The organism is Pseudomonas sp. TE9122 (genome assembly GCF_056278925.1).
In genome coordinates this window covers 1197154-1215972 of the sequence record NZ_JBWBQI010000001.1, presented here as the reverse complement: position 1 = coordinate 1215972, position 18819 = coordinate 1197154, and the positions used below count along the sequence as shown (strand labels likewise).

At 61.0% G+C, this 18819-nt stretch carries 22 protein-coding genes; 10 read left to right on the top strand and 12 right to left on the bottom strand.

Annotation, left to right across the window (positions count from 1 at the left end):
- The first annotated feature begins 14 nt into the window (after positions 1-14).
- The 8 genes from hyi (at position 15) to ACZ9BE_RS05355 (ending at position 9236) form a co-directional block, all read left to right on the top strand.
- Positions 15-797: a hydroxypyruvate isomerase gene (gene hyi, locus ACZ9BE_RS05390; RefSeq protein ID WP_095180741.1), complete on the top strand. Its 783-nt coding sequence runs from the start codon at positions 15-17 to the stop codon at positions 795-797.
- A 162-nt stretch (positions 798-959) separates the two neighbouring features.
- Positions 960-1853: a 2-hydroxy-3-oxopropionate reductase gene (locus tag ACZ9BE_RS05385; protein WP_476248996.1), complete on the top strand. Its 894-nt coding sequence runs from the start codon at positions 960-962 to the stop codon at positions 1851-1853.
- 154 nt (positions 1854-2007) lie between these two features.
- Entirely contained in the window at positions 2008-3282 is a 1275-nt protein-coding gene (locus ACZ9BE_RS05380) for a glycerate kinase type-2 family protein (protein ID WP_476248995.1), read from the top strand.
- Positions 3279-4694 (top strand): pyruvate kinase, encoded by a 1416-nt coding sequence (gene pyk / locus ACZ9BE_RS05375; RefSeq protein WP_076566648.1) that lies wholly within the window; start codon positions 3279-3281, stop codon positions 4692-4694. Before ACZ9BE_RS05380 ends, pyk begins: the two co-directional genes overlap by 4 nt.
- Before the next feature lie 226 nt (positions 4695-4920).
- On the top strand, positions 4921-5835 hold the full coding sequence (locus ACZ9BE_RS05370; RefSeq protein ID WP_252887517.1) for an urea transporter: 915 nt from the start codon (positions 4921-4923) through the stop codon (positions 5833-5835).
- 21 nt (positions 5836-5856) lie between these two features.
- Positions 5857-6681: an ion transporter gene (locus tag ACZ9BE_RS05365; RefSeq protein WP_064365449.1), complete on the top strand. Its 825-nt coding sequence runs from the start codon at positions 5857-5859 to the stop codon at positions 6679-6681.
- A 190-nt stretch (positions 6682-6871) separates the two neighbouring features.
- Complete coding sequence (locus ACZ9BE_RS05360) at positions 6872-7870, top strand: sulfate ABC transporter substrate-binding protein (RefSeq protein WP_136492212.1); 999 nt, start codon at positions 6872-6874, stop codon at positions 7868-7870.
- Positions 7871-8036: 166 nt separating this feature from the next.
- Positions 8037-9236 carry an MFS transporter gene (locus tag ACZ9BE_RS05355; RefSeq protein ID WP_252887516.1) on the top strand — a complete coding sequence of 400 codons (1200 nt, stop codon included), beginning with the start codon at positions 8037-8039 and terminating at the stop codon, positions 9234-9236.
- Between the two features lie 113 nt (positions 9237-9349).
- Here ACZ9BE_RS05355 and ACZ9BE_RS05350 read toward each other — a convergent pair whose 3' ends face one another.
- Together ACZ9BE_RS05350 and ACZ9BE_RS05345 are read right to left on the bottom strand one after the other, a co-directional pair.
- A complete protein-coding gene (locus ACZ9BE_RS05350; protein WP_016771035.1) occupies positions 9350-9754 on the bottom strand; it encodes a type II toxin-antitoxin system HicB family antitoxin in 405 nt (134 codons plus the stop codon).
- The gene (locus ACZ9BE_RS05345; protein ID WP_476248994.1) at positions 9754-9966 is read right to left on the bottom strand and encodes a type II toxin-antitoxin system HicA family toxin; all 213 of its coding nucleotides are present in this window, start codon (positions 9964-9966) and stop codon (positions 9754-9756) included. The genes ACZ9BE_RS05350 and ACZ9BE_RS05345 overlap by 1 nt, the downstream gene beginning before the upstream one ends.
- 184 nt (positions 9967-10150) lie before the next feature.
- On the opposite strand from ACZ9BE_RS05345, the gene ACZ9BE_RS05340 reads away from it, so the two are divergent.
- Positions 10151-10618 carry a helix-turn-helix domain-containing protein gene (locus tag ACZ9BE_RS05340; protein ID WP_095180734.1) on the top strand — a complete coding sequence of 156 codons (468 nt, stop codon included), beginning with the start codon at positions 10151-10153 and terminating at the stop codon, positions 10616-10618.
- Positions 10615-11190, top strand: coding sequence for a VapC50 family PIN domain-containing toxin (locus ACZ9BE_RS05335; protein WP_476248993.1), 576 nt, complete (start codon positions 10615-10617; stop codon positions 11188-11190). The genes ACZ9BE_RS05340 and ACZ9BE_RS05335 overlap by 4 nt, the downstream gene beginning before the upstream one ends.
- A gap of 46 nt (positions 11191-11236) precedes the next feature.
- Here ACZ9BE_RS05335 and ACZ9BE_RS05330 read toward each other — a convergent pair whose 3' ends face one another.
- From ACZ9BE_RS05330 to ccmA, 10 genes are all read right to left on the bottom strand, one after another.
- A complete protein-coding gene (locus ACZ9BE_RS05330) occupies positions 11237-11641 on the bottom strand; it encodes a hypothetical protein (RefSeq protein ID WP_016771039.1) in 405 nt (134 codons plus the stop codon).
- 25 nt (positions 11642-11666) lie between these two features.
- Positions 11667-12866: a c-type cytochrome biogenesis protein CcmI gene (gene ccmI, locus ACZ9BE_RS05325; protein ID WP_252887514.1), complete on the bottom strand. Its 1200-nt coding sequence runs from the start codon at positions 12864-12866 to the stop codon at positions 11667-11669.
- Positions 12863-13333, bottom strand: coding sequence for a cytochrome c-type biogenesis protein (locus ACZ9BE_RS05320; protein ID WP_252883387.1), 471 nt, complete (start codon positions 13331-13333; stop codon positions 12863-12865). Before ACZ9BE_RS05320 ends, ccmI begins: the two co-directional genes overlap by 4 nt.
- Complete coding sequence (locus tag ACZ9BE_RS05315; protein WP_024012128.1) at positions 13330-13866, bottom strand: DsbE family thiol:disulfide interchange protein; 537 nt, start codon at positions 13864-13866, stop codon at positions 13330-13332. The genes ACZ9BE_RS05320 and ACZ9BE_RS05315 overlap by 4 nt, the downstream gene beginning before the upstream one ends.
- Complete coding sequence (locus ACZ9BE_RS05310) at positions 13863-15851, bottom strand: heme lyase CcmF/NrfE family subunit (RefSeq protein WP_476248992.1); 1989 nt, start codon at positions 15849-15851, stop codon at positions 13863-13865. Before ACZ9BE_RS05310 ends, ACZ9BE_RS05315 begins: the two co-directional genes overlap by 4 nt.
- A gap of 3 nt (positions 15852-15854) precedes the next feature.
- Positions 15855-16310, bottom strand: coding sequence for a cytochrome c maturation protein CcmE (ccmE, locus tag ACZ9BE_RS05305; protein ID WP_056783845.1), 456 nt, complete (start codon positions 16308-16310; stop codon positions 15855-15857).
- Positions 16307-16483 (bottom strand): heme exporter protein CcmD, encoded by a 177-nt coding sequence (ccmD, locus tag ACZ9BE_RS05300; RefSeq protein WP_016771045.1) that lies wholly within the window; start codon positions 16481-16483, stop codon positions 16307-16309. The genes ccmE and ccmD overlap by 4 nt, the downstream gene beginning before the upstream one ends.
- Positions 16480-17235, bottom strand: coding sequence for a heme ABC transporter permease (locus ACZ9BE_RS05295; RefSeq protein ID WP_056786756.1), 756 nt, complete (start codon positions 17233-17235; stop codon positions 16480-16482). The genes ccmD and ACZ9BE_RS05295 overlap by 4 nt, the downstream gene beginning before the upstream one ends.
- A 97-nt stretch (positions 17236-17332) precedes the next feature.
- Complete coding sequence (gene ccmB / locus ACZ9BE_RS05290; protein WP_039763615.1) at positions 17333-18001, bottom strand: heme exporter protein CcmB; 669 nt, start codon at positions 17999-18001, stop codon at positions 17333-17335.
- Positions 17998-18633 carry a cytochrome c biogenesis heme-transporting ATPase CcmA gene (gene ccmA / locus ACZ9BE_RS05285; RefSeq protein WP_041479623.1) on the bottom strand — a complete coding sequence of 212 codons (636 nt, stop codon included), beginning with the start codon at positions 18631-18633 and terminating at the stop codon, positions 17998-18000. The genes ccmB and ccmA overlap by 4 nt, the downstream gene beginning before the upstream one ends.
- Between the last annotated feature and the right edge of the window lie 186 nt (positions 18634-18819).

Below are 18819 nucleotides of genomic sequence, written 5' to 3'. Positions count from 1 at the left end.
TTTAGGAGACCACCATGCCGCGTTTCGCAGCCAACCTGTCCATGCTGTTCACCGAACAGGATTTCCTTGCCCGTTTCGACGCCGCCGCCAAGGCCGGTTTCAGTGGCGTGGAATACCTGTTCCCGTACGACTTCAGCTCGGCTGAAATCAAGGCAAAACTCGAGGCCAACGGGCTGACCCAAGTGCTGTTCAACCTGCCGGCCGGTGACTGGGCCAAGGGCGAGCGTGGCATCGCCTGCCTGCCGGATCGGGTCGAAGAATTCCGCGCCGGGGTCGATCTGGCGATCGCCTACGCACAAGTGCTGGGCAACACTCAGGTCAACTGCCTGGCCGGTATCCGCCCGCAAGGCGTTGACGATGCCACTGTGGAAAAGACCTTTGTCGCCAACCTCAAATACGCCGCCGACAAGCTGCAAGCGGCGGGCATCAAACTGGTAATGGAAGCGATCAACACCCGCGACATTCCCGGTTTCTACCTGAACAACACGGCGCAGGCCCTGTCGATTCGCGAGCAGGTCGGCAGCGCCAATCTGTTCCTGCAATACGACATCTATCACATGCAAATCATGGAAGGCGATCTGGCCCGCACCCTGCAATCGCACCTGGGCGAGATCAACCACGTTCAGCTCGCGGACAACCCGGGGCGCAACGAGCCGGGTACTGGTGAGATCAACTACCGCTTCCTGTTCGAACACCTTGATCGCATCGGTTATCAGGGTTGGGTTGGTTGCGAATACAAACCGCTGACCACCACCGAAGCGGGCCTGGGTTGGTTGAAATCACACAACGCAATCTAAGAAACACAGCAAATCCCCTGTGGGAGCGAGCCTGCTCGCGAATGCGGTGGTTCAGTCAACACGGATATTGAATGTTCCACCGCATTCGCGAGCAGGCTCGCTCCCACATGAAAAGCAGCTCCCCTATTTGCTTGAGCACGACAAAAACAAGAGGATTTTCTCATGGCTAAAATCGGATTCATCGGCACCGGCATCATGGGCCACCCAATGGCGGCGAACCTGCAGAAAGCCGGTCACAGCCTGTTCCTGTCGCAACACCACGACGCGGCCCCGGCCGATCTGGTCGCCGCTGGCGCCGTCGCCCTGGCCAACCCGCGCGAAGTGGCGCAGGAAGCCGAATTCATCATCGTCATGGTTCCGGATACCCCGCAGGTCGATGACGTGCTGTTCCGCGCCGACGGTGTTGCCGCCGGTATCGGTAAAGGCAAAGTAGTCATCGACATGAGCTCGATTTCGCCGACCGCCACCAAAGCCTTCGCGGCGAAGATCAACGAAAAAGGCGCGCAGTACCTCGACGCGCCAGTGTCCGGCGGTGAAGTCGGCGCCAAGGCCGCGACCCTGAGCATCATGGTCGGTGGCGACCCCGATGCCTTCGAACGCGCCCTGCCGCTGTTCCAGGCCATGGGCAAGAACATCACTCTGGTTGGTGGCAATGGCGACGGCCAGACCGCCAAAGTGGCGAACCAGATCATCGTCGCGCTGAACATCCAGGCCGTAGCCGAAGCCCTGCTGTTCGCCTCGAAAAACGGTGCCGATCCGGCCAAGGTGCGTGAAGCGCTGATGGGCGGTTTCGCTTCTTCGAAGATCCTCGAAGTGCACGGCGAGCGCATGATCAAAGGCACCTTCGACCCGGGCTTCCGCATCAGCCTGCACCAGAAGGACCTGAACCTGGCCCTGCAAGGCGCCAAGGAGCTGAACATCAATCTGCCGAACACCGCCAATGCCCAGCAGGTATTCAGCACCTGCGCGGCCATCGGCGGCAGCAACTGGGACCACTCGGCGCTGATCAAGGGCCTGGAGCACATGGCCAATTTCTCGATTCGCGACAAAAAATAAACCCTGCACAAAACCCTGTGGGAGCGAGCCTGCTCGCGAAAGCGGCTTCACATCCAACATCCATGTTGGCTGACATGCCGCGTTCGCGAGCAGGCTCGCTCCCACAAGGGTTCCGAGTTGCCCTTTCGAATAACAAGAATTCCGGGAGCCCGCCATGTCGGTCGATCCGCAACAACTGCTGCGCGAGCTGTTTGCTACAGCCATCGACGCGGCCCATCCGAACCAAGTCCTCGAAGCCCATTTGCCCGCCGATCGTACCGGCCGGGTGATCGTCATCGGCGCCGGCAAAGCCGCTGCCGCCATGGCGCAAGTGGTCGAGCGCTGCTGGGAGGGTGAAGTCACCGGCCTGGTGGTGACCCGCTACGGCCACGGCGCTCCGTGCGAAAAAATCGAAGTGGTCGAAGCCGCACACCCGGTGCCGGATGCGGCGGGTCTGGCCGTGGCCAAACGTGTGCTGGAGCTGGTCAGCAACCTGACTGAAGACGACCGCGTGATCTTTCTGCTTTCCGGCGGCGGCTCTGCCCTGCTCGCCTTGCCCGCCGACGGCATTACCCTCGCTGACAAGCAGTCGATCAACAAAGCCCTGCTCAAATCCGGTGCGACCATCGGCGAGATGAACTGCGTGCGCAAGCACCTCTCGGCGATCAAGGGCGGCCGCCTCGGCAAGGCCTGCTGGCCGGCGACGGTTTACACCTACGCGATTTCCGATGTGCCGGGCGACCTCGCCACGGTCATTGCGTCCGGCCCGACTGTGGCCGACCCGAGCACCTCAGCCGAAGCACTGGCGATCATCAAACGCTATGGCATCGAGATTCCCGCCTCCGTGCGCACCTGGCTGCAAAGCCCTGAATCGGAAACCGTCAAACCCGGCGATCCGAGTCTGGCGCGCAGTCATTTCCAGTTGATCGCCCGCCCGCAGCAGTCGCTGGACGCGGCGGCGGTGAAGTGCCGTCAGGCCGGTTTCAGCACCTTGATTCTCGGCGACCTCGAAGGCGAATCCCGCGAAGTGGCGAAAGTCCACGCCGGCATCGCCCGGCAGATCATCCACCACGGCCAGCCCTTGGCAGCGCCGTGCGTGATTCTCTCCGGCGGTGAAACCACGGTGACCGTGCGCGGCAATGGCCGTGGCGGACGCAATGCCGAATTCCTCCTCAGCCTGACCGACAGCCTCAAGGGCCAGCCCGGCGTCTACGCGCTGGCCGGCGACACCGATGGCATCGACGGCTCGGAAGACAACGCCGGCGCGATCATGACCCCGGACAGCTACGCCCGCGCCGCCGCCCTCGGTCTGAGCGCCAGCGACGAGCTGGATAACAACAACGGCTACGGCTACTTCCAGGCGCTCGATGCGCTGATCGTCACCGAGCCGACCCGCACTAACGTCAACGACTTCCGCGCCATTCTGATCCTTGAGAACTGCAAATCATGACGCCTGATAAAAAGGTCAAAATCCTCGCCACCCTCGGCCCTGCGGTCGACGGTATCGACGACATCCGCGAGCTGGTCGAAGCCGGGGTCAACATCTTCCGCCTGAACTTCAGCCACGGCGATCACGCCGACCACGCCAAGCGCTATCAGTGGATCCGCGAAGTCGAGCGCCAGCTCAACTACCCGCTGGGCATTCTGATGGATCTGCAGGGGCCGAAACTGCGCGTCGGCAAGTTCGCTGACGGCAAGGTGCAGTTGCATCGCGGTCAGGCGTTCCGCCTCGATCTCGATACGACAGCGGGCGATGAGCGCCGGGTCAACCTGCCGCATCCGGAAATCATTGCCGCGCTGGAAGCGGGCATGGACCTGCTGCTCGACGACGGCAAGCTGCGCCTGCGCGTGGTCACCAAGTACGCCGATGCGATCGACACCAGCGTGCTCAACGGCGGCGAACTGTCCGATCGCAAAGGCGTGAATGTGCCGCAAGCGGTGCTCGACCTCAGCCCGCTGACCGCCAAGGATCGCCGCGATTTGAGCTTCGGCCTGGAATTGGGTGTGGACTGGGTCGCGCTGTCGTTCGTACAGCGCCCGCAGGACATTGTCGAAGCCCGCGCATTGATCGGCGACAAGGCGTTTCTGATGGCGAAAATCGAGAAGCCTTCGGCGGTCGAGCAATTGCGTGAGATTGCTGAGTTGAGCGACGCGATCATGGTCGCGCGCGGCGATCTTGGTGTGGAAGTGCCGGCGGAGAGCGTGCCGCAGATTCAGAAAAACATCATCACCACCTGCCGCGCGCTGGGCAAACCGGTGGTGGTGGCGACGCAGATGCTCGAGTCAATGCGCTTCTCCCCTGCCCCAACCCGTGCCGAGGTGACTGACGTCGCCAACGCCGTGGCCGAAGGCGCCGATGCGGTGATGCTCTCGGCGGAGACCGCGTCCGGCGAATACCCGCTGGAAGCCGTGCAGATGATGAGCAAGATCATCCGTCAAGTTGAGAACGGCCCGGATTATCAGACCCAGCTTGACGTCAGCCGACCGAAAGCCGAGGCGACGGTTTCCGATGCGATCAGCTGTGCGATCCGCCGGATCAGCAACGTGCTGCCGGTGGCGGTGCTGGTCAATTACAGCGAGTCCGGCGCCTCGACGCTGCGCGCATCCCGGGAACGGCCGAAAGCGCCGATCCTCAATCTGACGCCGAACCTGCAAACGGCGCGGCGCTTGAGCGTAGCGTGGGGCATTCATTCGGTGGTCAACGATCGCCTGCGTCAGGTCGACGAAGTCTGCTCGACCGCGCTGGAGATTGCTCAGGCGCAAGGCATGGCCGAGCGTGGCGATACGCTGCTGATCACCGCCGGCGTGCCGTTCGGGCAGCCGGGGTCGACCAATTCGCTGCGCATCGAGACGTTGATTTAACCCACCATAAAAGTGGGTGCATAAACTTGTGGCGAGGGGATTTATCCCCGTTGGGCTGCGAAGCGGCCCCCCATCGGAGAATGCGGTTTCTCTGTGGAAACCGTCACACCCTCAAAAGCGACGACTGCTGCGCAGCCGAACGGGGCGGTGCGACGTTTCGCTAAATCCCCTCGCCACAGTGACTTGCAAGACCTTTTGATGTTCCAACTGCCCAGATTTTCTCAACATGCCTGCCAATCATTTCAACACCCACTGCCCCGACTGGGCCGAGGCTTTGCTCAACGGTTTCAGTCAGATTTTCTTTCAGCGCCACCCGCTGTGCGGCCTGCTGTGTCTGTTGGCGATTCTGCTGACCGCGCCGGTGCTGTTCGCCGGCGCGCTGCTTGGTGGCGTCGCCGGTCTGCTCACCGCGCAACGGCGCAACTACGCCAAGGCCGATCGCCAGGCCGGGTTGTTCAGCTACAACGGCGTGCTGCTCGGCCTGCTGCTGAGCCTGTATTTCCCTTGGTCGCCACTGCTGCCGCCGTTGATTCTTGCAGCCGGTGGCTTGAGCGCGATGCTTACTCAGCAATGGCTCAAACACGTGTACCGCAGTCGCGCCATACCGGCGTATACCTCGCCGTTCGTGGCGCTCAGCTGGGTGCTGCTGATGTTCGCCGAGCCGTCCGCGCCGGCGGCATCGGTCGACCTGAACACGACAAATCTGCTGGCCGCTGAACTGCGCGGATTCGGCCAGGTGATGTTTCTCGACCATCCATTGGCCGGGGCGTTGATCGCCAGCGGTTTGCTGCTCGCCGATCGCCGCGCTTTCTGCTGGGCGCTGCTGGCGTCGGCGATCGGCCTGGGCTCGAGTCTGCTGCACCACGAAACGTCCGCCGCACTGCTCGGCCTCGGTGGCTACAACGCCGTACTCGCCGCCCTCGCCTTCAGCGCGCAACGGCAACATCCGTGGCTGCCGCTGCTGGCAATTGTCCTGGCGCTGCTGGTGACGCCGCTGTTTGCTGCCCTTGGATTGGCGACGCTGACCGCGCCGTTCATCCTCGCCTGCTGGTTGATCCGGGCTGGCATTCAAATGCTTGGCAAAGCTTCGCTCGCGCATGAGTCTTGCGCTCACGAGGAGAATCACCCTAGGCTGCGCTGATCTTCGATTCAGGCGTTATCCATGGACAGCAGCAACAATTGGCGCGAACGGCTTTACGTCATGATTTTCCAGAGCGACACCCCGGCCGGACGTCGCTTCGACGGCATTCTGCTGTTGATCATCCTCGCCAGTCTGGTGATCGTGATGCTCGACAGTATCGACAGCATTCACCGTAATTACGCCGACGTTCTGGCCTATATCGAGTGGGGCTTCACGGCGATCTTCCTCGGCGAATACATCCTGCGTCTGTACTGCTCGCCCAAGCCGCTGCGCTATGCCTTCAGCTTTTATGGCCTGGTGGATCTGCTGGCGATCGTGCCGGGCATCCTCGCCCTGTATTACAGCGATGCGCAGTATCTGCTGATCATCCGCATCATTCGGATGCTGCGGATTTTCCGTGTGCTCAAGCTCAGCCCGTATCTCAAGCAAGCCAACTATCTGATGTCGGCGCTGCGTGGCAGCAAGCAGAAAATCGTCGTGTTTCTGGTCAGCGTGTGCACGCTGGTGACGGTGTTCGGCACGCTGATGTACGTGATCGAAGGCCCGGAACATGGCTTCACCAGCATTCCCAAAGGCATCTATTGGGCCATCGTGACCTTGACCACTGTGGGCTTCGGCGACATCGTGCCGAAGACGCCGCTGGGCCAGGTGATTTCCTCGCTGGTGATGATCACCGGTTATTCGATCATCGCTGTGCCCACAGGGATCTTCACCGCTGAGCTGGCCAATGCCATGCGCGGCGAGCAGCTGCAACATGACTGCCCGGGCTGTCAGAAAAAGACCCACGAGCAGAGCGCAGCGTTCTGTTCGCGCTGCGGTAGTCAGCTGTTCAAGAAAGTGGAATAAGCACAGAGCTTTTTAATCTTTAAGCGACTATGTCTGCGCCGTTATAGTCAGTGGCAATTAAACATCACCCCCTGTAGGAGCTGCCGAAGGCTGCGATCTTTTGACTTTGTTTTTAAGATCAAATGATCGTCCGTGCGCGGCCCGAGCCTTCGGCAGCTCCTACACATACGTAATCAATAAGGAATGCGCAGTGAAAAAACTCTTTGGCGCCTCACTTCTCGCCGCCGGCCTGGCCTTGGCCAACATCGCTCAGGCTGCACCGACGCTGCTTAACGTTTCCTACGACGTGATGCGCGATTTCTACAAGGACTACAACACTGCGTTCCAGAAGCACTGGCAAGCCGAGCACAAGGAGAACATCACCGTGCAGATGTCCTTCGGCGGCTCGAGCAAGCAGGCGCGTTCGGTGATCGACGGCCTGCCGGCTGACGTCATTACCATGAACATGGCCACCGACATCAATGCCCTCGCCGACAACGGCAAACTGGTCCCGGACAATTGGGTCACGCGCCTGCCGAACAACAGCGCACCGTTTACCTCGGCCACGGTGTTCATCGTCCGCAAGGGCAACCCGAAAGCTTTGAAAGACTGGCCGGATCTGCTCAAGGACGGCGTACAGGTGATCGTGCCGAACCCGAAAACTTCGGGTAACGGCCGCTACACCTACCTGTCGGCCTGGGGCTATGTGCTGAAAAACGGTGGCGACGAGAACAAGGCCAAGGACTTCGTCGGCAAGCTGTTCAAGCAGGCGCCGGTGCTCGATACCGGTGGCCGCGCCGCCACCACCACGTTCATGACCAACCAGATCGGCGACGTACTGGTGACCTTCGAAAACGAAGCGGAAATGATCGCCCGCGAGTTCGGTCGCGATCAGTTCGAAGTCATCTACCCGACGGTCTCAGCGGAAGCCGAGCCACCGGTTTCGGTGGTCGACAAAGTCGTCGACAAGAAAGGCTCGCGCGCTGCGGCTGACGAGTATCTGAAGTACCTGTGGTCGCCGGAAGGTCAGGAAATTGCGGCGGCCAACTATCTGCGTCCGCGTGACCCGGCGGTGCTGGCGAAGTACACCGACCGTTTCCCGAAAGTCGACTTCCTTTCGGTGGAGAAGACCTTTGGTGACTGGCGCACGGTGCAGAAAACCCACTTCAATGATGGTGGCGTGTTCGATCAGATTTACAGCGGGCAGTAAGGCTTGGTCTGAAAAATCAAAAGGCGACCCACCGGGTCGCCTTTTTGTTGCGCGGCAATACCGCTCATTACACTGCGTAATAACAGTTATCATCCGAAAACGTCTTCTGCCAGTCCACGTTGTCCATTAGCCTCAGCCCTTTCCTGTGCCTGACCCGAGATCCCCTATGACCACCACTCCTCACGCAATGACCCGAGGCATGGTCCTGCTGTTCGCGTTCTGCTGCGGCGCCATCGTTGCCAACATCTACTACGCACAGCCGATCATCGGCCTGATCGCGCCGGACATCGGCCTCTCCGACACCATGGCCAGTTTCATCGTCTCGCTGACGCAGATCGGTTACGCGTTGGGCCTGTTCTTTCTGGTGCCGCTGGGGGATCTGCTGGAGAACCGTCGGCTGATGATCATCACCACGGTCGTGGCGATCGCCAGTCTGCTTGGCGCCGCGTTCACTGAACAGCCGAACGTATTTCTGCTGATCTCACTGCTGGTCGGGTTCAGCTCGGTGTCGGTGCAGATCCTGATTCCGCTGGCCGCGCATCTGGCGCCGGAAGAGTCCCGTGGTCGCGTGGTGGGCGGGATCATGGGCGGTTTGCTGCTGGGTATTCTGTTGGCGCGACCGGTATCGAGTGTGGTCGCCGATCACCTCGGCTGGCGCGCCATGTTCATGATCGCCGCAGCGTTGATGGCGGCAATCAGCGTGGTGCTGGCGCTGACCGTGCCCAAGCGCCAGCCGGATCACAGCGCTACTTATGGCCAGTTGATCGGTTCGCTATGGACACTGCTGCGCCAGCAACCGGTGCTGCGTCAGCGGGCGTTTTACCAGGGCTGCATGTTTGCCACGTTCAGCCTGTTCTGGACCGCCGTGCCGCTGGAGCTGGCACGCAACCATGGCCTGTCGCAAAGCGAAATCGCGATCTTCGCCCTGGTCGGCGCCATCGGTGCCATCGCCGCGCCAATCAGCGGCCGCCTCGCTGATGCCGGTCACACACGCATCGCCTCGCTGCTGGCCATGCTCTTCGCCAGCCTGAGCTTCCTGCCCGCCTTCATTCACCCGGCCTACAGCGTCATCGGCCTGGCCGTGACCGGCGTGGTGCTGGACTTCTGCGTGCAGATGAACATGGTCCTCGGCCAACGCGCGGTGTACTCGCTGGACGCGAAAAGTCGTGGCCGTTTGAACGCGCTGTACATGACCAGCATCTTCATCGGCGGCGCGTTCGGCTCGTCGGTGGCCAGCGCGGTGTACGAGCATGGCGGCTGGTTGTGGATCGTGATTGTCGGCAGCGTGTTTCCGTTGTTGGCGTTGGTGCGGTTTTTGAGTGCATCGCAAAACGCTGCGCTGGCGCAGCGAAAAGTCGCGTCCTGACGCGATGTCATAGTGGGAGCGAGCCTGCTCGCGAAGGCCGGTGTGTCAGCCATAGATCAGTGCCTGACCTGACGCCTTCGCGAGCAGGCTCGCTCCCACAATTGCGCAGACCCTCAATACCGAACCAGTTTCTCCATCGCCGCATCCGCCAGAAACGAGGAGCGGCTTTTGACGTTGTGCTCGCGTACATAGCGATCAATACGCTGAATCACATAGCCGGGCAGCGTAACGTTGACCTTTTCGGTCTTGCCAAGGTACGGCGAGATATCCAGCTCCAGCATGCCCCAGCCCATCTCGGCAAAATCCGGATGATTGCGATGCGCCGCTGCCGAGGTCGGCATCGGAATCGCCTGACCGGCCGCCGCGATCTCCTGCAGCATGAGGTGAGCCACTTCCACGGCCGCGTTGTAGGCCTCCTCAAAGCTGTCCCCGGCCGTGACTGCGCCGGGAATATCGGGGATCTGAATACCGATGGCAGTGTTCTCGTCACCCCACTCGATGCAGATGGGATATTGCATTACGGATCTCCTTCATGACGGGTTGGCGGGCTGAATAACCCCGCGCGCCGCCGAATGCTTTTGACTGTCCCCAGCGGTAAATCCTTTTTCGGATGCGGGACGGCAATCGTGTTCGGGTTGTAACGATGAGTGAAGATGTGATGACTGGCCGCAACCCGATCCAGCGTCCAGCCCGCCTCCTCCAGCTCCTTCATCAATAGCCTGCTCTGCACCAACCGCCTCCTTGGCCTGGCCCATTAAACGTAACTCTAGAGTTATCTTTACTCAAGCACAGAATGGGACGGGGTGATGGTTGGTAGTTTTACAAAGTATTCCTGCACCCGTTTCGTTTATTGCGAATTTCGTTTGATTCGAATAACGTCGACACATCCTTCCATAGAATGCTGGAACAGTCTTATGACCACTGCTACTCCATCTGCCATCAATCTGCCTGTCGAACGAGAGGTCAAAGCCGCGATTGAAGGCCAGCGCGCCCTGACCGCATTTCTCGCAAGCGGTTTTGAAACTCAGCGAATCCAGATTTTTGATGAACAGAACGAAGCCCACAGCGTCGAGCTGCCAACATCGGCGTTGCGCTTGCTGAGCGATATCCTCGCGGCGCTGGCGCAGGGCAACGCTGTGAAGGTGGTACCGATCCACGCGGAGCTGACCACGCAGGAAGCTGCCGATCTGCTCAACGTCTCACGTCCGCACATGATCAAACTGCTGGAGAGCGGTGAGATTTCCTACCACAAAACAGGCAAGCACCGACGTGTGCGTTTTGCTGATCTGATGGAATATAAAACCCGGCGAGACACCGCCAGCGAGCAGGCAATGATGCTTCTCGCGGAGCAGGCACAGGCGCTAAGGACAGGATACGAGTGAGGCATTCCTCTTTCACTGCTGTGTACGATGCATGCGTTTTATATCCGGCCCCTTTAAAAGATTTCCTGATGTGGCTCGCGTTGTCAGGGCTGTATCGGGCTCGCTGGACTCAGGAAATACACCACGAATGGAAGCGTAACTTATTGAAGAACAGGTCCGACCTGACCCGCGAACAACTCGATCGCACATCGCAATTGATGGACCTGGCCCTTCCAGATGCGTGTATCGATGGCTATGAAGACTTGGTGTCAGGCCTGACGCTGCCTGATGAGAACGACCGCCATGTTCTGGCGGCCGCTATCCGATGCGGTGCCGATGTAATAGTGACGTTCAACCTGAAAGATTTCCCCACCCGTCACCTCGCGCCATACGGCATTGAAGCTCAGCACCCGGATGAGTTTGTGGAAAACCTTTTCCATCTTGATTCGGCTGCCGTCGTCGCTGCGGCTCAAAGCCAGCGACGGCAATTGAAAACGCCCAGTGTGGAGGTGGACAAATATCTTGGCTTTCTCCAACGGCAAGGATTGGTCGAGTCGGTAAAGGCGTTAGGTCACTATCGTGCGATTCTCTGAAAATCAGACGCAAAAAAAACGGCGATCCCAGGATCGCCGTTTCTCATCACTGCCCGAATTTCTTGCCCAACCCCGGCGGGACGCCGTGGATGTTGGTGTCTTCCCACGGGCCGTTGGGGCTGACCGAGCGGCTCCAGCCGTTGTTCCAGCGGTAGTAGGTGCGCTGGCGGTAGAAGGTGTTGGTCTGGTCGTCGAGCACGTAGACGCCGAGTTTCTGGTCCCAGTGGCTGTTGCCGCCCGGTGGCGGGGCAAAGCTGGCCGAGGTACGGGGCACGGGCTTGGCGGGTTTGGCCGGGATGCTCTTGCCGGGGCTCGGCGAGGTCGACGGGGTCGGGCTTGGCTGCGAGGGCGGGATTGGCGGCAGGCTGGTGGTCGGTTCCGGGCGTTGTACCGCACATGCACTCAAGCCCAGGGCCAGTGTGAGGACTGTGATGCGGGCGATGGTGTGCATGGCGGTGCTTTCCTGTTGGGTCCGGTTACTTGTCCGGGCTGTCGATAGTCAGTTTTTGTGGCGCGGTGGTGTTGCTGGCCACTGGGCCGCTGCGACCGATCCACTCACCGGCAGTCGGTTGACCGGCTCGTGAGATGCGCGCAACCAGTTGGACTTCAGGGAAGTTGGACAGTTTCAACTGCGGCATCATCGCGTCGGCATCGCCCAGTTCGACGGTTACCGGCAGGTCGGCGACGGTCAGGCGTTTGGCCGCCAGCGGCGCCGGTGGGCCAGAAGTGGCGCGGGCGAAGATGAACACGCTGTCGCCCGGTTGCACCTTGCTCTTGAGTTCGCTGGCCAGATCAACGCTGACTGTCAGCAATGCCGCTTTCGGCGCCGGTGCCTGGGCAACTTTGCCGCCGCTGGCTTTCAAGCGTTCGGCGGCACGCTCGATGCCGCCTTGCAGCGCAGCGCGAGAGTTGTCATCCGGCGGCAGTTGCGCGAGCAGGCGATTCCAGTAGTCGATGGCCTCCTGATAACGCTCGCCTTCGAACGCGGCGATGCCGAGCAGGCCGAGGCTGGTAACTTCCTTCGGATCGGCCTTCAGCGCTTCGTCGGTCAATTTCTGAATCTGCTCCGACCACTTTTTACCGTCAGCAAAATACTGCGCCTGCGCCCACTGGCCGAGCAGTTCCGGCTGGCGACCGGCGAGGTTGGCGGCGCGTTCGAACATCTTCGCCGCGTCTGCCGGACGGTCTTGAGCCATGTAGGTACGGCCGAGGAAATACAGGCCTTCAGCGGAATCCGGTTGCGCGGCAACCGCACGCTCCAGACGCTGGGTCATCTCTTCCATCGACTGTGGTGCCTGAGCGAATTCGCGGGTCAGTTCGACCTTGTCGGCGGCGCCGAAATGCAGGTACAGACCGAGACCCAGCACCGGTACCAACACGGCGGCCAGCAGCGGCAACGGCTTGCCCAGGCGGGAGACACGCGGTGCGGTGACGCCTTCGGTGTCAGCGAGCAATTCACGCGCGGCTTCTGCGCGGCCGCTGTCCAGTTGCGCGGCGTCGAGCACGCCTTCGGCCTGCTGCGCTTGCAGCTCGGCAACCCGTTCCTGGTACAGCGCGACGTTCAACGCGGTGCGATCTTCTTCCCGCTGAGCGCGGCGTTCGCGCAGTACCGGGATCAGCAGAAAACTCAGGGCGACCAGAAGCAACAGCCCTGCGGCGAGCCAGAAATCAATCATTCTTGGTTTTTATCCAACAGTTGGTCGAGGCGCTGACGTTCTTCGGCAGACAGCGATGACGGCGTTTCGGCGCGTTGCCCGCGACGCCTGCGCACGATCAGCACGATCACCACAAAACCGCCGAGCAGCAGAGCGGCCGGGCCGAACCACAGCAGCGCGGTCTTGGCATTGAGCGCCGGTTTGTAGCGGACGAAATCACCGTAGCGATCGACCATGAAGTCGATGATCTGCTGATTGTCCTTGCCCTCGCCGAGCATGCGGAAAATCTCTTTGCGCAGGTCGGCGGCAATCGGTGCGTTGGAGTCGGCGATGTCCTGGTTCTGGCATTTGGGGCAGCGCAGTTCCTTGGTCAGCTCGCGGAAACGCTCGCGGTCGCTTTCTTTGGCAAATTCGTAGGTGTCGATGGCCGCGTGGGCGACACCGGCCAGGCTCAAACCCAACACGACCGCAGCGAGAAAACGCTTCATGGCTTGGCCTCATCGACCAGCGCCTGATACTTGGCCGCGAGTTTTTCGCGCCAGACCTGCTCGTCGATCACCCCGACGAACTTGTCGCGGATGATGCCTTTGGCGTCGATAAAGAAGGTTTCCGGCGCGCCGTAGACACCGAGATTGAGGCCCAGCGAACCCTCGTCGTCACGAATATCCAGCGCATACGGATTGTGAAACTCGGCCAGCCATTTCAAGGCGTCGGCATTGGTGTCCTTGTAGTTGATGCCGTAGATCACCACGCCGCGCTCGGCGAGTTTGTTCAGCACCGGATGCTCGACCCGGCAGGAAATGCACCAGGTGCCCCAGACATTGACCAGCGCCGGTTTGCCGAGAATGTCGGCCTTGGTCAGCGTCTTGTCACCCTGCACACTTGGCAGGGAAAACTCCGGGAACGGCTTGTCGATCATCGCCGACGGCAGCTCCGCCGGATCCAGGTACAAGCCGCGATAGAGAAACACCGCCACCAGCAGAAAAATCGCCAACGGCAACAACATCAACCAACGCCTCATGCCGCCGCTCCCGTCATGCCCAGCGCTTCGCGCACTTTGCTTTTCACCTTGACCCGATAACGCCGATCCAGCGCCGCCAGCACACCACCCAATCCGGTGAGCAAGCCGCCGAACCAGATCCAGCGCACAAACGGTTTGACGTGTACGCGCACGGCCCAGGCGCCATTATCCAGCGGCTCGCCGAGGGCGACGTAGAGATCGCGAGTGAAACCGGCATCGATGCCGGCTTCGGTCATCACCGAGTTCTGCACGGTGTACAGACGTTTTTCCGGGTGCAGTACGCTGATTTCCTCGCCGTCGCGAATGACGCGGATGGTGCCTTTGTCCGAGGTGAAATTCGGCCCTTCGAAATGCTTGGCGCCCTCGAAGACGAATTGATAGCCGGCCAGATCCATCGACTCGCCCGGCGCCAGACGCAGGTCGCGTTCGGCACTGTTCTGGCTCGACAACACCACGCCCAGCGCGCACACGGCGATGCCGAGGTGGGCGATCTGCATGCCCCAATAACTGCGGGTCAGCGTCGGCAAACCTTTGATCAGACCTTTGTGCCGCGTCTTGTCGAACAAATCGCGCACACCGGCAAGCAACACCCACGCCGCCAGCAGGAACGTCGCGATCACTGCCCAGTTGAAATCGCCATAAGCCACGCCGGCCACCACGGCCAATGCGACGCTGCCGAGCAGCACCGGAGTGAGCATGCTCGCCAGCCATATCACTGGCGTGTCCTTCCAGCGCACGATCACGCCGATCGCCATGACCAGCATCAGCAACGCCATCAACGGAATGAACAACGCATTGAAGTATGGCGGGCCGACCGACAGCTTGGCGCCGCTGATGGCATCAAGAATCAGCGGATACAAAGTGCCAAGGAGGATCATCGACGCGGCCACGACCAGCACCAGGTTGTTGCCCAGCAGCAAGGTTTCCCGTGACCAAAGATTGAACCCGACCTGGCTTTTCACCACTGGCGCGCGCAGGGCGAAAAGGGTCAGCGAACCGCCCACCACGAACAGCAGGAAAATCAGGATGAACACGCCGCGCTCGGGATCCGAAGCGAAGGCATGCACCGAAGTCAGCACGCCTGAACGTACGAGGAAAGTGCCGAGCAGGCTCAACGAGAACGCGGCGATCGCCAGCAACACCGTCCAGCTCTTGAACACGCCGCGTTTCTCGGTGACCGCCAGTGAGTGAATCAACGCGGTGCCGACCAGCCATGGCATGAACGAGGCGTTTTCCACCGGGTCCCAGAACCACCAGCCGCCCCAGCCGAGTTCGTAATACGCCCACCACGAACCGAGGGTGATGCCGATGCCGAGGAAGGCCCAGGCGACGATGGTCCATGGCCGCGACCAGCGCGCCCACGCCGCATCGAGACGCCCGCCGAGCAGCGCGGCGATGGCAAACGCGAACGCCACGGAGAAACCGACATAGCCCATGTACAGCATTGGCGGATGCACGATCAGGCCGATGTCTTGCAGCAACGGGTTGAGGTCGCGACCGTCAGCGGGAATCTGTGGCAGGATCCGCGAAAACGGGTTCGAGGTAAGAATCAGGAACAGCAGGAAACCGGTGCTGATCATGCCCATCACCGCCAGGACGCGGGCGAGCATGACTTGCGGCAACTGCCGGGAGAACACCGACACGGCGAAGGTCCAGCCGCCGAGGATCAACGCCCACAGCAGCAGGGAACCTTCGTGGGCGCCCCACACCGCGCTGAATTTGTAGTACCAGGGCAGCGCGCTGTTGGAGTTCATCGCCACGTAGCCGACCGAGAAATCGTCGGTCATGAACGCATAGGTCAGGCAGCCAAAGGCAAACAGCAGAAAGGCAAACTGGCCCCACGCAGCCGGTTGCGCCAGGCTCATCCACAAGCGGTCGCCGCGCCACGCGCCGAGCATCGGCACCAGCGCTTGGACGAGTGCAAAACACAGGGCGAGGATCATCGCCAGATGGCCCAGCTCGGGAATAAACAGTGCAGCAGCCATCGATCAACCCTCCTTCACAGGCGTCGGTGCGGATTGACCGCTGTCCTTCAGCGCTTTGGTCACTTCCGGCGGCATGTACTTCTCGTCGTGCTTGGCCAGCACTTCATCGGCGACCACCACGCCATCGGCGTTGAGCTTACCGAGGGCAACGATGCCCTGCCCTTCGCGGAACAGATCCGGGAGGATGCCGCGATAGGCGATGGTCACGGATTTGTTGAAATCGGTGACGACGAATTTGACGTCCAGCGAATCCTTGGAGCGTTGCAGCGAACCGGCCTCGACCATGCCGCCGGCGCGGATGCGCGTGTCCTGCGGCGCATCGCCGTTGGCGATCTGCGTCGGCGTGTAAAACAGATTGATGTTTTCCTGCAACGCGCTCAGGGCCAGGCCGACAGCAGCGCCCACTCCGACCAGAATCGCCAGAATGATGATCAGACGTTTTTTGCGCAGCGCATTCACTTGCCGTTCTCCCGGCGCAGACGACGCGCCTCTTGTTGCAGATAACGCTTGCGCGCCGCAATCGGCGCCACTACGTTGAGGGCCAGCACCGCCAGGCAGATGCCGTAGGCCGACCAGACATACAGGCCGTGATGGCCCATGGCGAGAAAATCGCCGAATGAAGCAAAACTCATCGCACCGCCTCCAGACTCTGCTGCACTTCGGCCTTCACCCAACTGGCGCGGGCCTCGCGCTTGAGCACTTCCAGCCGCATGCGCAGCAACAGCACGGCGCCGAAGAAGCAGTAGAAACCCAGCACTGTCAGCAGCAGCGGCAGCCACATTTCCGCGGGCATCGCCGGTTTTTCCGTGAGGGTGAACGTCGCGCCCTGGTGCAGGGTGTTCCACCACTCCACCGAGTATTTGATGATCGGAATGTTGATCACGCCAACGATCGCCAGCACCGCGCAGGCCTTGGCGGCGCTGTCGCGGTTGCTGATGGCATTGCCCAGCGCGATCACACCGAAATACAGAAACAGCAGAATCAGCATCGAGGTCAGGCGCGCATCCCAAACCCACCACGAGCCCCAGGTCGGCTTGCCCCAGATGGCCCCGGTAACCAGCGCCACGGCAGTCATCCACGCACCTATCGGTGCGGCGCATTGCAGGGCAACGTCGGCCAGCTTCATTTTCCACACCAGCCCGACCACGCCGCACACCGCGAGCATCACGTAGATCGACTGGGCGAGCATCGCCGCTGGCACGTGGATATAGATGATGCGAAAGCTGTTGCCTTGCTGGTAATCCGGCGGCGCGAACGCCAGGCCCCAGACCACGCCAACGCCGATCAGCAGCAACGCTGCAATGCTCAACCACGGCAGGAACTTGCCGCTGATGCCGTAGAACCACTTGGGCGAGCCGAGCTTGTGAAACCAGGTCCAGTTCATACTGTTTCCATCACGGTTGCCGCTCATCATCGCGAGCTGGCAGAGGGTCATGCCTTTCTTCTGGAAGAAGTGGTCAATTTTTGACCAGGCCTCATTATTATTCGCCGACGCTGATCTTCAGGCCAGCGGCTATTGCAAAGGGTGTCAGGGTGATCGCCAGCGCTGTGAGGCTGGCCATCCACAACAGGTAGCCGGTCGCCGGCATGCCTTGCAGCGCCGCTTGCAACGCGCCGCTGCCAAGGATCAACACCGGGATGTACAACGGCAGAATCAGCAGCGCCAGCAACAGCCCGCCGCGCTTCAGGCCGACCGTCAGCGCCGCCCCGACTGCACCGAGCAGGCTCAACACCGGCGTGCCCAACAGCAACGACAGCAGCAGCACCGGCAGGCACGCAGCCGGCAAACCGAGCATCAGCGCCAGCAACGGCGATAGCAGCACCAGTGCCAGACCGGAGAACAGCCAGTGTGCCAGCACCTTGGCCAGGACCAGAAGCGGCAGCGGGTGCGACGAAAGGACCCACTGTTCCAGCGAGCCGTCTTCGAAGTCACTGCGAAACAATCCGTCCAGCGAAAGCAGGACCGACAACAACGCCGCCACCCAGACTAACCCCGGGGACAGGTTTTGCAAGACTTGAGTTTCCGGGCCGACGGCCAGCGGGAAAAGGGCAATGACGATGGCAAAGAAAATCAGCGGATTGGCCAGCTCCGCCGGGCGGCGGAACAGCAGGCGCGATTCGCGGGCAAGCAGCAGGCCGAAGACACTCATACCGCCCATTTCCCCAGATCGATGTCGCGATAACCGGCCGGCATTCGGCTCAGGGTGTGGTGGGTGGTCAGCACCACCAGACCGCCGCGTTCGCAGTGGCCGGCCAGATGCTCTTCCAACTGAGCGACACCCTGCTTGTCCAGCGCGGTGAACGGTTCGTCGAGAATCCACAACGGCGGGCTGTCCAGATACAACCGCGCCAGCGCCACGCGGCGCTGTTGGCCGGCGGAAAGACTGTGGCAGGGAACGTCTTCGAAACCGCGCAATCCTACCGCTGCCAGCGCCTGCCAGATCGCCTCGCGTTCGGCGGGATGATGCAGGGCGCACAGCCACGACAGGTTTTCTTCGGGAGTGAGCAGATCCTTGATCCCGGCGGCGTGGCCGATCCACAACAGGTTTCGCGCCAGTTCGCTGCGTTGCTCGGCCAGCGGCTGACCGTTGAGCAGCACCTGGCCGTCGGTGGGTTGCATCAAACCGGCGAGCAGACGTAAAAGACTGGTCTTGCCGCTGCCGTTGGGGCCGCTGATCTGCACCATGTCGCCACTGGCCAGGCGCAATTCGAGGTTTTCGAAAAGCAGCCTGAGGTCGCGTTCACACGCCAGGGCAACGGTTTGCAGGACAGGACTGGTCAAGGGATCACGGGCCTTATACGGTTCAAGTCGGCTCTAGAGCGGCCGTTAAAGAGATGCAGCATAGATGCTTTGATCGCTCGATCTGGCGAGCTGGATCAAACAATTGCCAGGTTTTTTGAACGAAGCGCACGACGCGCGGCATTATACATGCCGTGCCTTACTCTCAAGAGCGCAATTTCCTCAGGT

Bases quoted from the DNA above. Each gene is read 5' to 3' on its own strand.
- hyi (WP_095180741.1), top strand. From the start codon at position 15: ATGCCGCGTTTCGCAGCCAACCTGTCCATGCTGTTCACCGAACAGGAT.
- ACZ9BE_RS05385 (WP_476248996.1), top strand. From the start codon at position 960: ATGGCTAAAATCGGATTCATCGGCACCGGCATCATGGGCCACCCAATG.
- ACZ9BE_RS05380 (WP_476248995.1), top strand. From the start codon at position 2,008: ATGTCGGTCGATCCGCAACAACTGCTGCGCGAGCTGTTTGCTACAGCC.
- pyk (WP_076566648.1), top strand. From the start codon at position 3,279: ATGACGCCTGATAAAAAGGTCAAAATCCTCGCCACCCTCGGCCCTGCG.
- ACZ9BE_RS05370 (WP_252887517.1), top strand. From the start codon at position 4,921: ATGCCTGCCAATCATTTCAACACCCACTGCCCCGACTGGGCCGAGGCT.
- ACZ9BE_RS05365 (WP_064365449.1), top strand. From the start codon at position 5,857: ATGGACAGCAGCAACAATTGGCGCGAACGGCTTTACGTCATGATTTTC.
- ACZ9BE_RS05355 (WP_252887516.1), top strand. From the start codon at position 8,037: ATGACCACCACTCCTCACGCAATGACCCGAGGCATGGTCCTGCTGTTC.
- ACZ9BE_RS05350 (WP_016771035.1), bottom strand. From the start codon at position 9,754: ATGCAATATCCCATCTGCATCGAGTGGGGTGACGAGAACACTGCCATC.
- ACZ9BE_RS05340 (WP_095180734.1), top strand. From the start codon at position 10,151: ATGACCACTGCTACTCCATCTGCCATCAATCTGCCTGTCGAACGAGAG.
- ACZ9BE_RS05330 (WP_016771039.1), bottom strand. From the start codon at position 11,641: ATGCACACCATCGCCCGCATCACAGTCCTCACACTGGCCCTGGGCTTG.
- ccmI (WP_252887514.1), bottom strand. From the start codon at position 12,866: ATGATTGATTTCTGGCTCGCCGCAGGGCTGTTGCTTCTGGTCGCCCTG.
- ACZ9BE_RS05320 (WP_252883387.1), bottom strand. From the start codon at position 13,333: ATGAAGCGTTTTCTCGCTGCGGTCGTGTTGGGTTTGAGCCTGGCCGGT.
- ACZ9BE_RS05315 (WP_024012128.1), bottom strand. From the start codon at position 13,866: ATGAGGCGTTGGTTGATGTTGTTGCCGTTGGCGATTTTTCTGCTGGTG.
- ACZ9BE_RS05310 (WP_476248992.1), bottom strand. From the start codon at position 15,851: ATGGCTGCTGCACTGTTTATTCCCGAGCTGGGCCATCTGGCGATGATC.
- ccmD (WP_016771045.1), bottom strand. From the start codon at position 16,483: ATGAGTTTTGCTTCATTCGGCGATTTTCTCGCCATGGGCCATCACGGC.
- ACZ9BE_RS05295 (WP_056786756.1), bottom strand. From the start codon at position 17,235: ATGAACTGGACCTGGTTTCACAAGCTCGGCTCGCCCAAGTGGTTCTAC.
- ccmB (WP_039763615.1), bottom strand. From the start codon at position 18,001: ATGAGTGTCTTCGGCCTGCTGCTTGCCCGCGAATCGCGCCTGCTGTTC.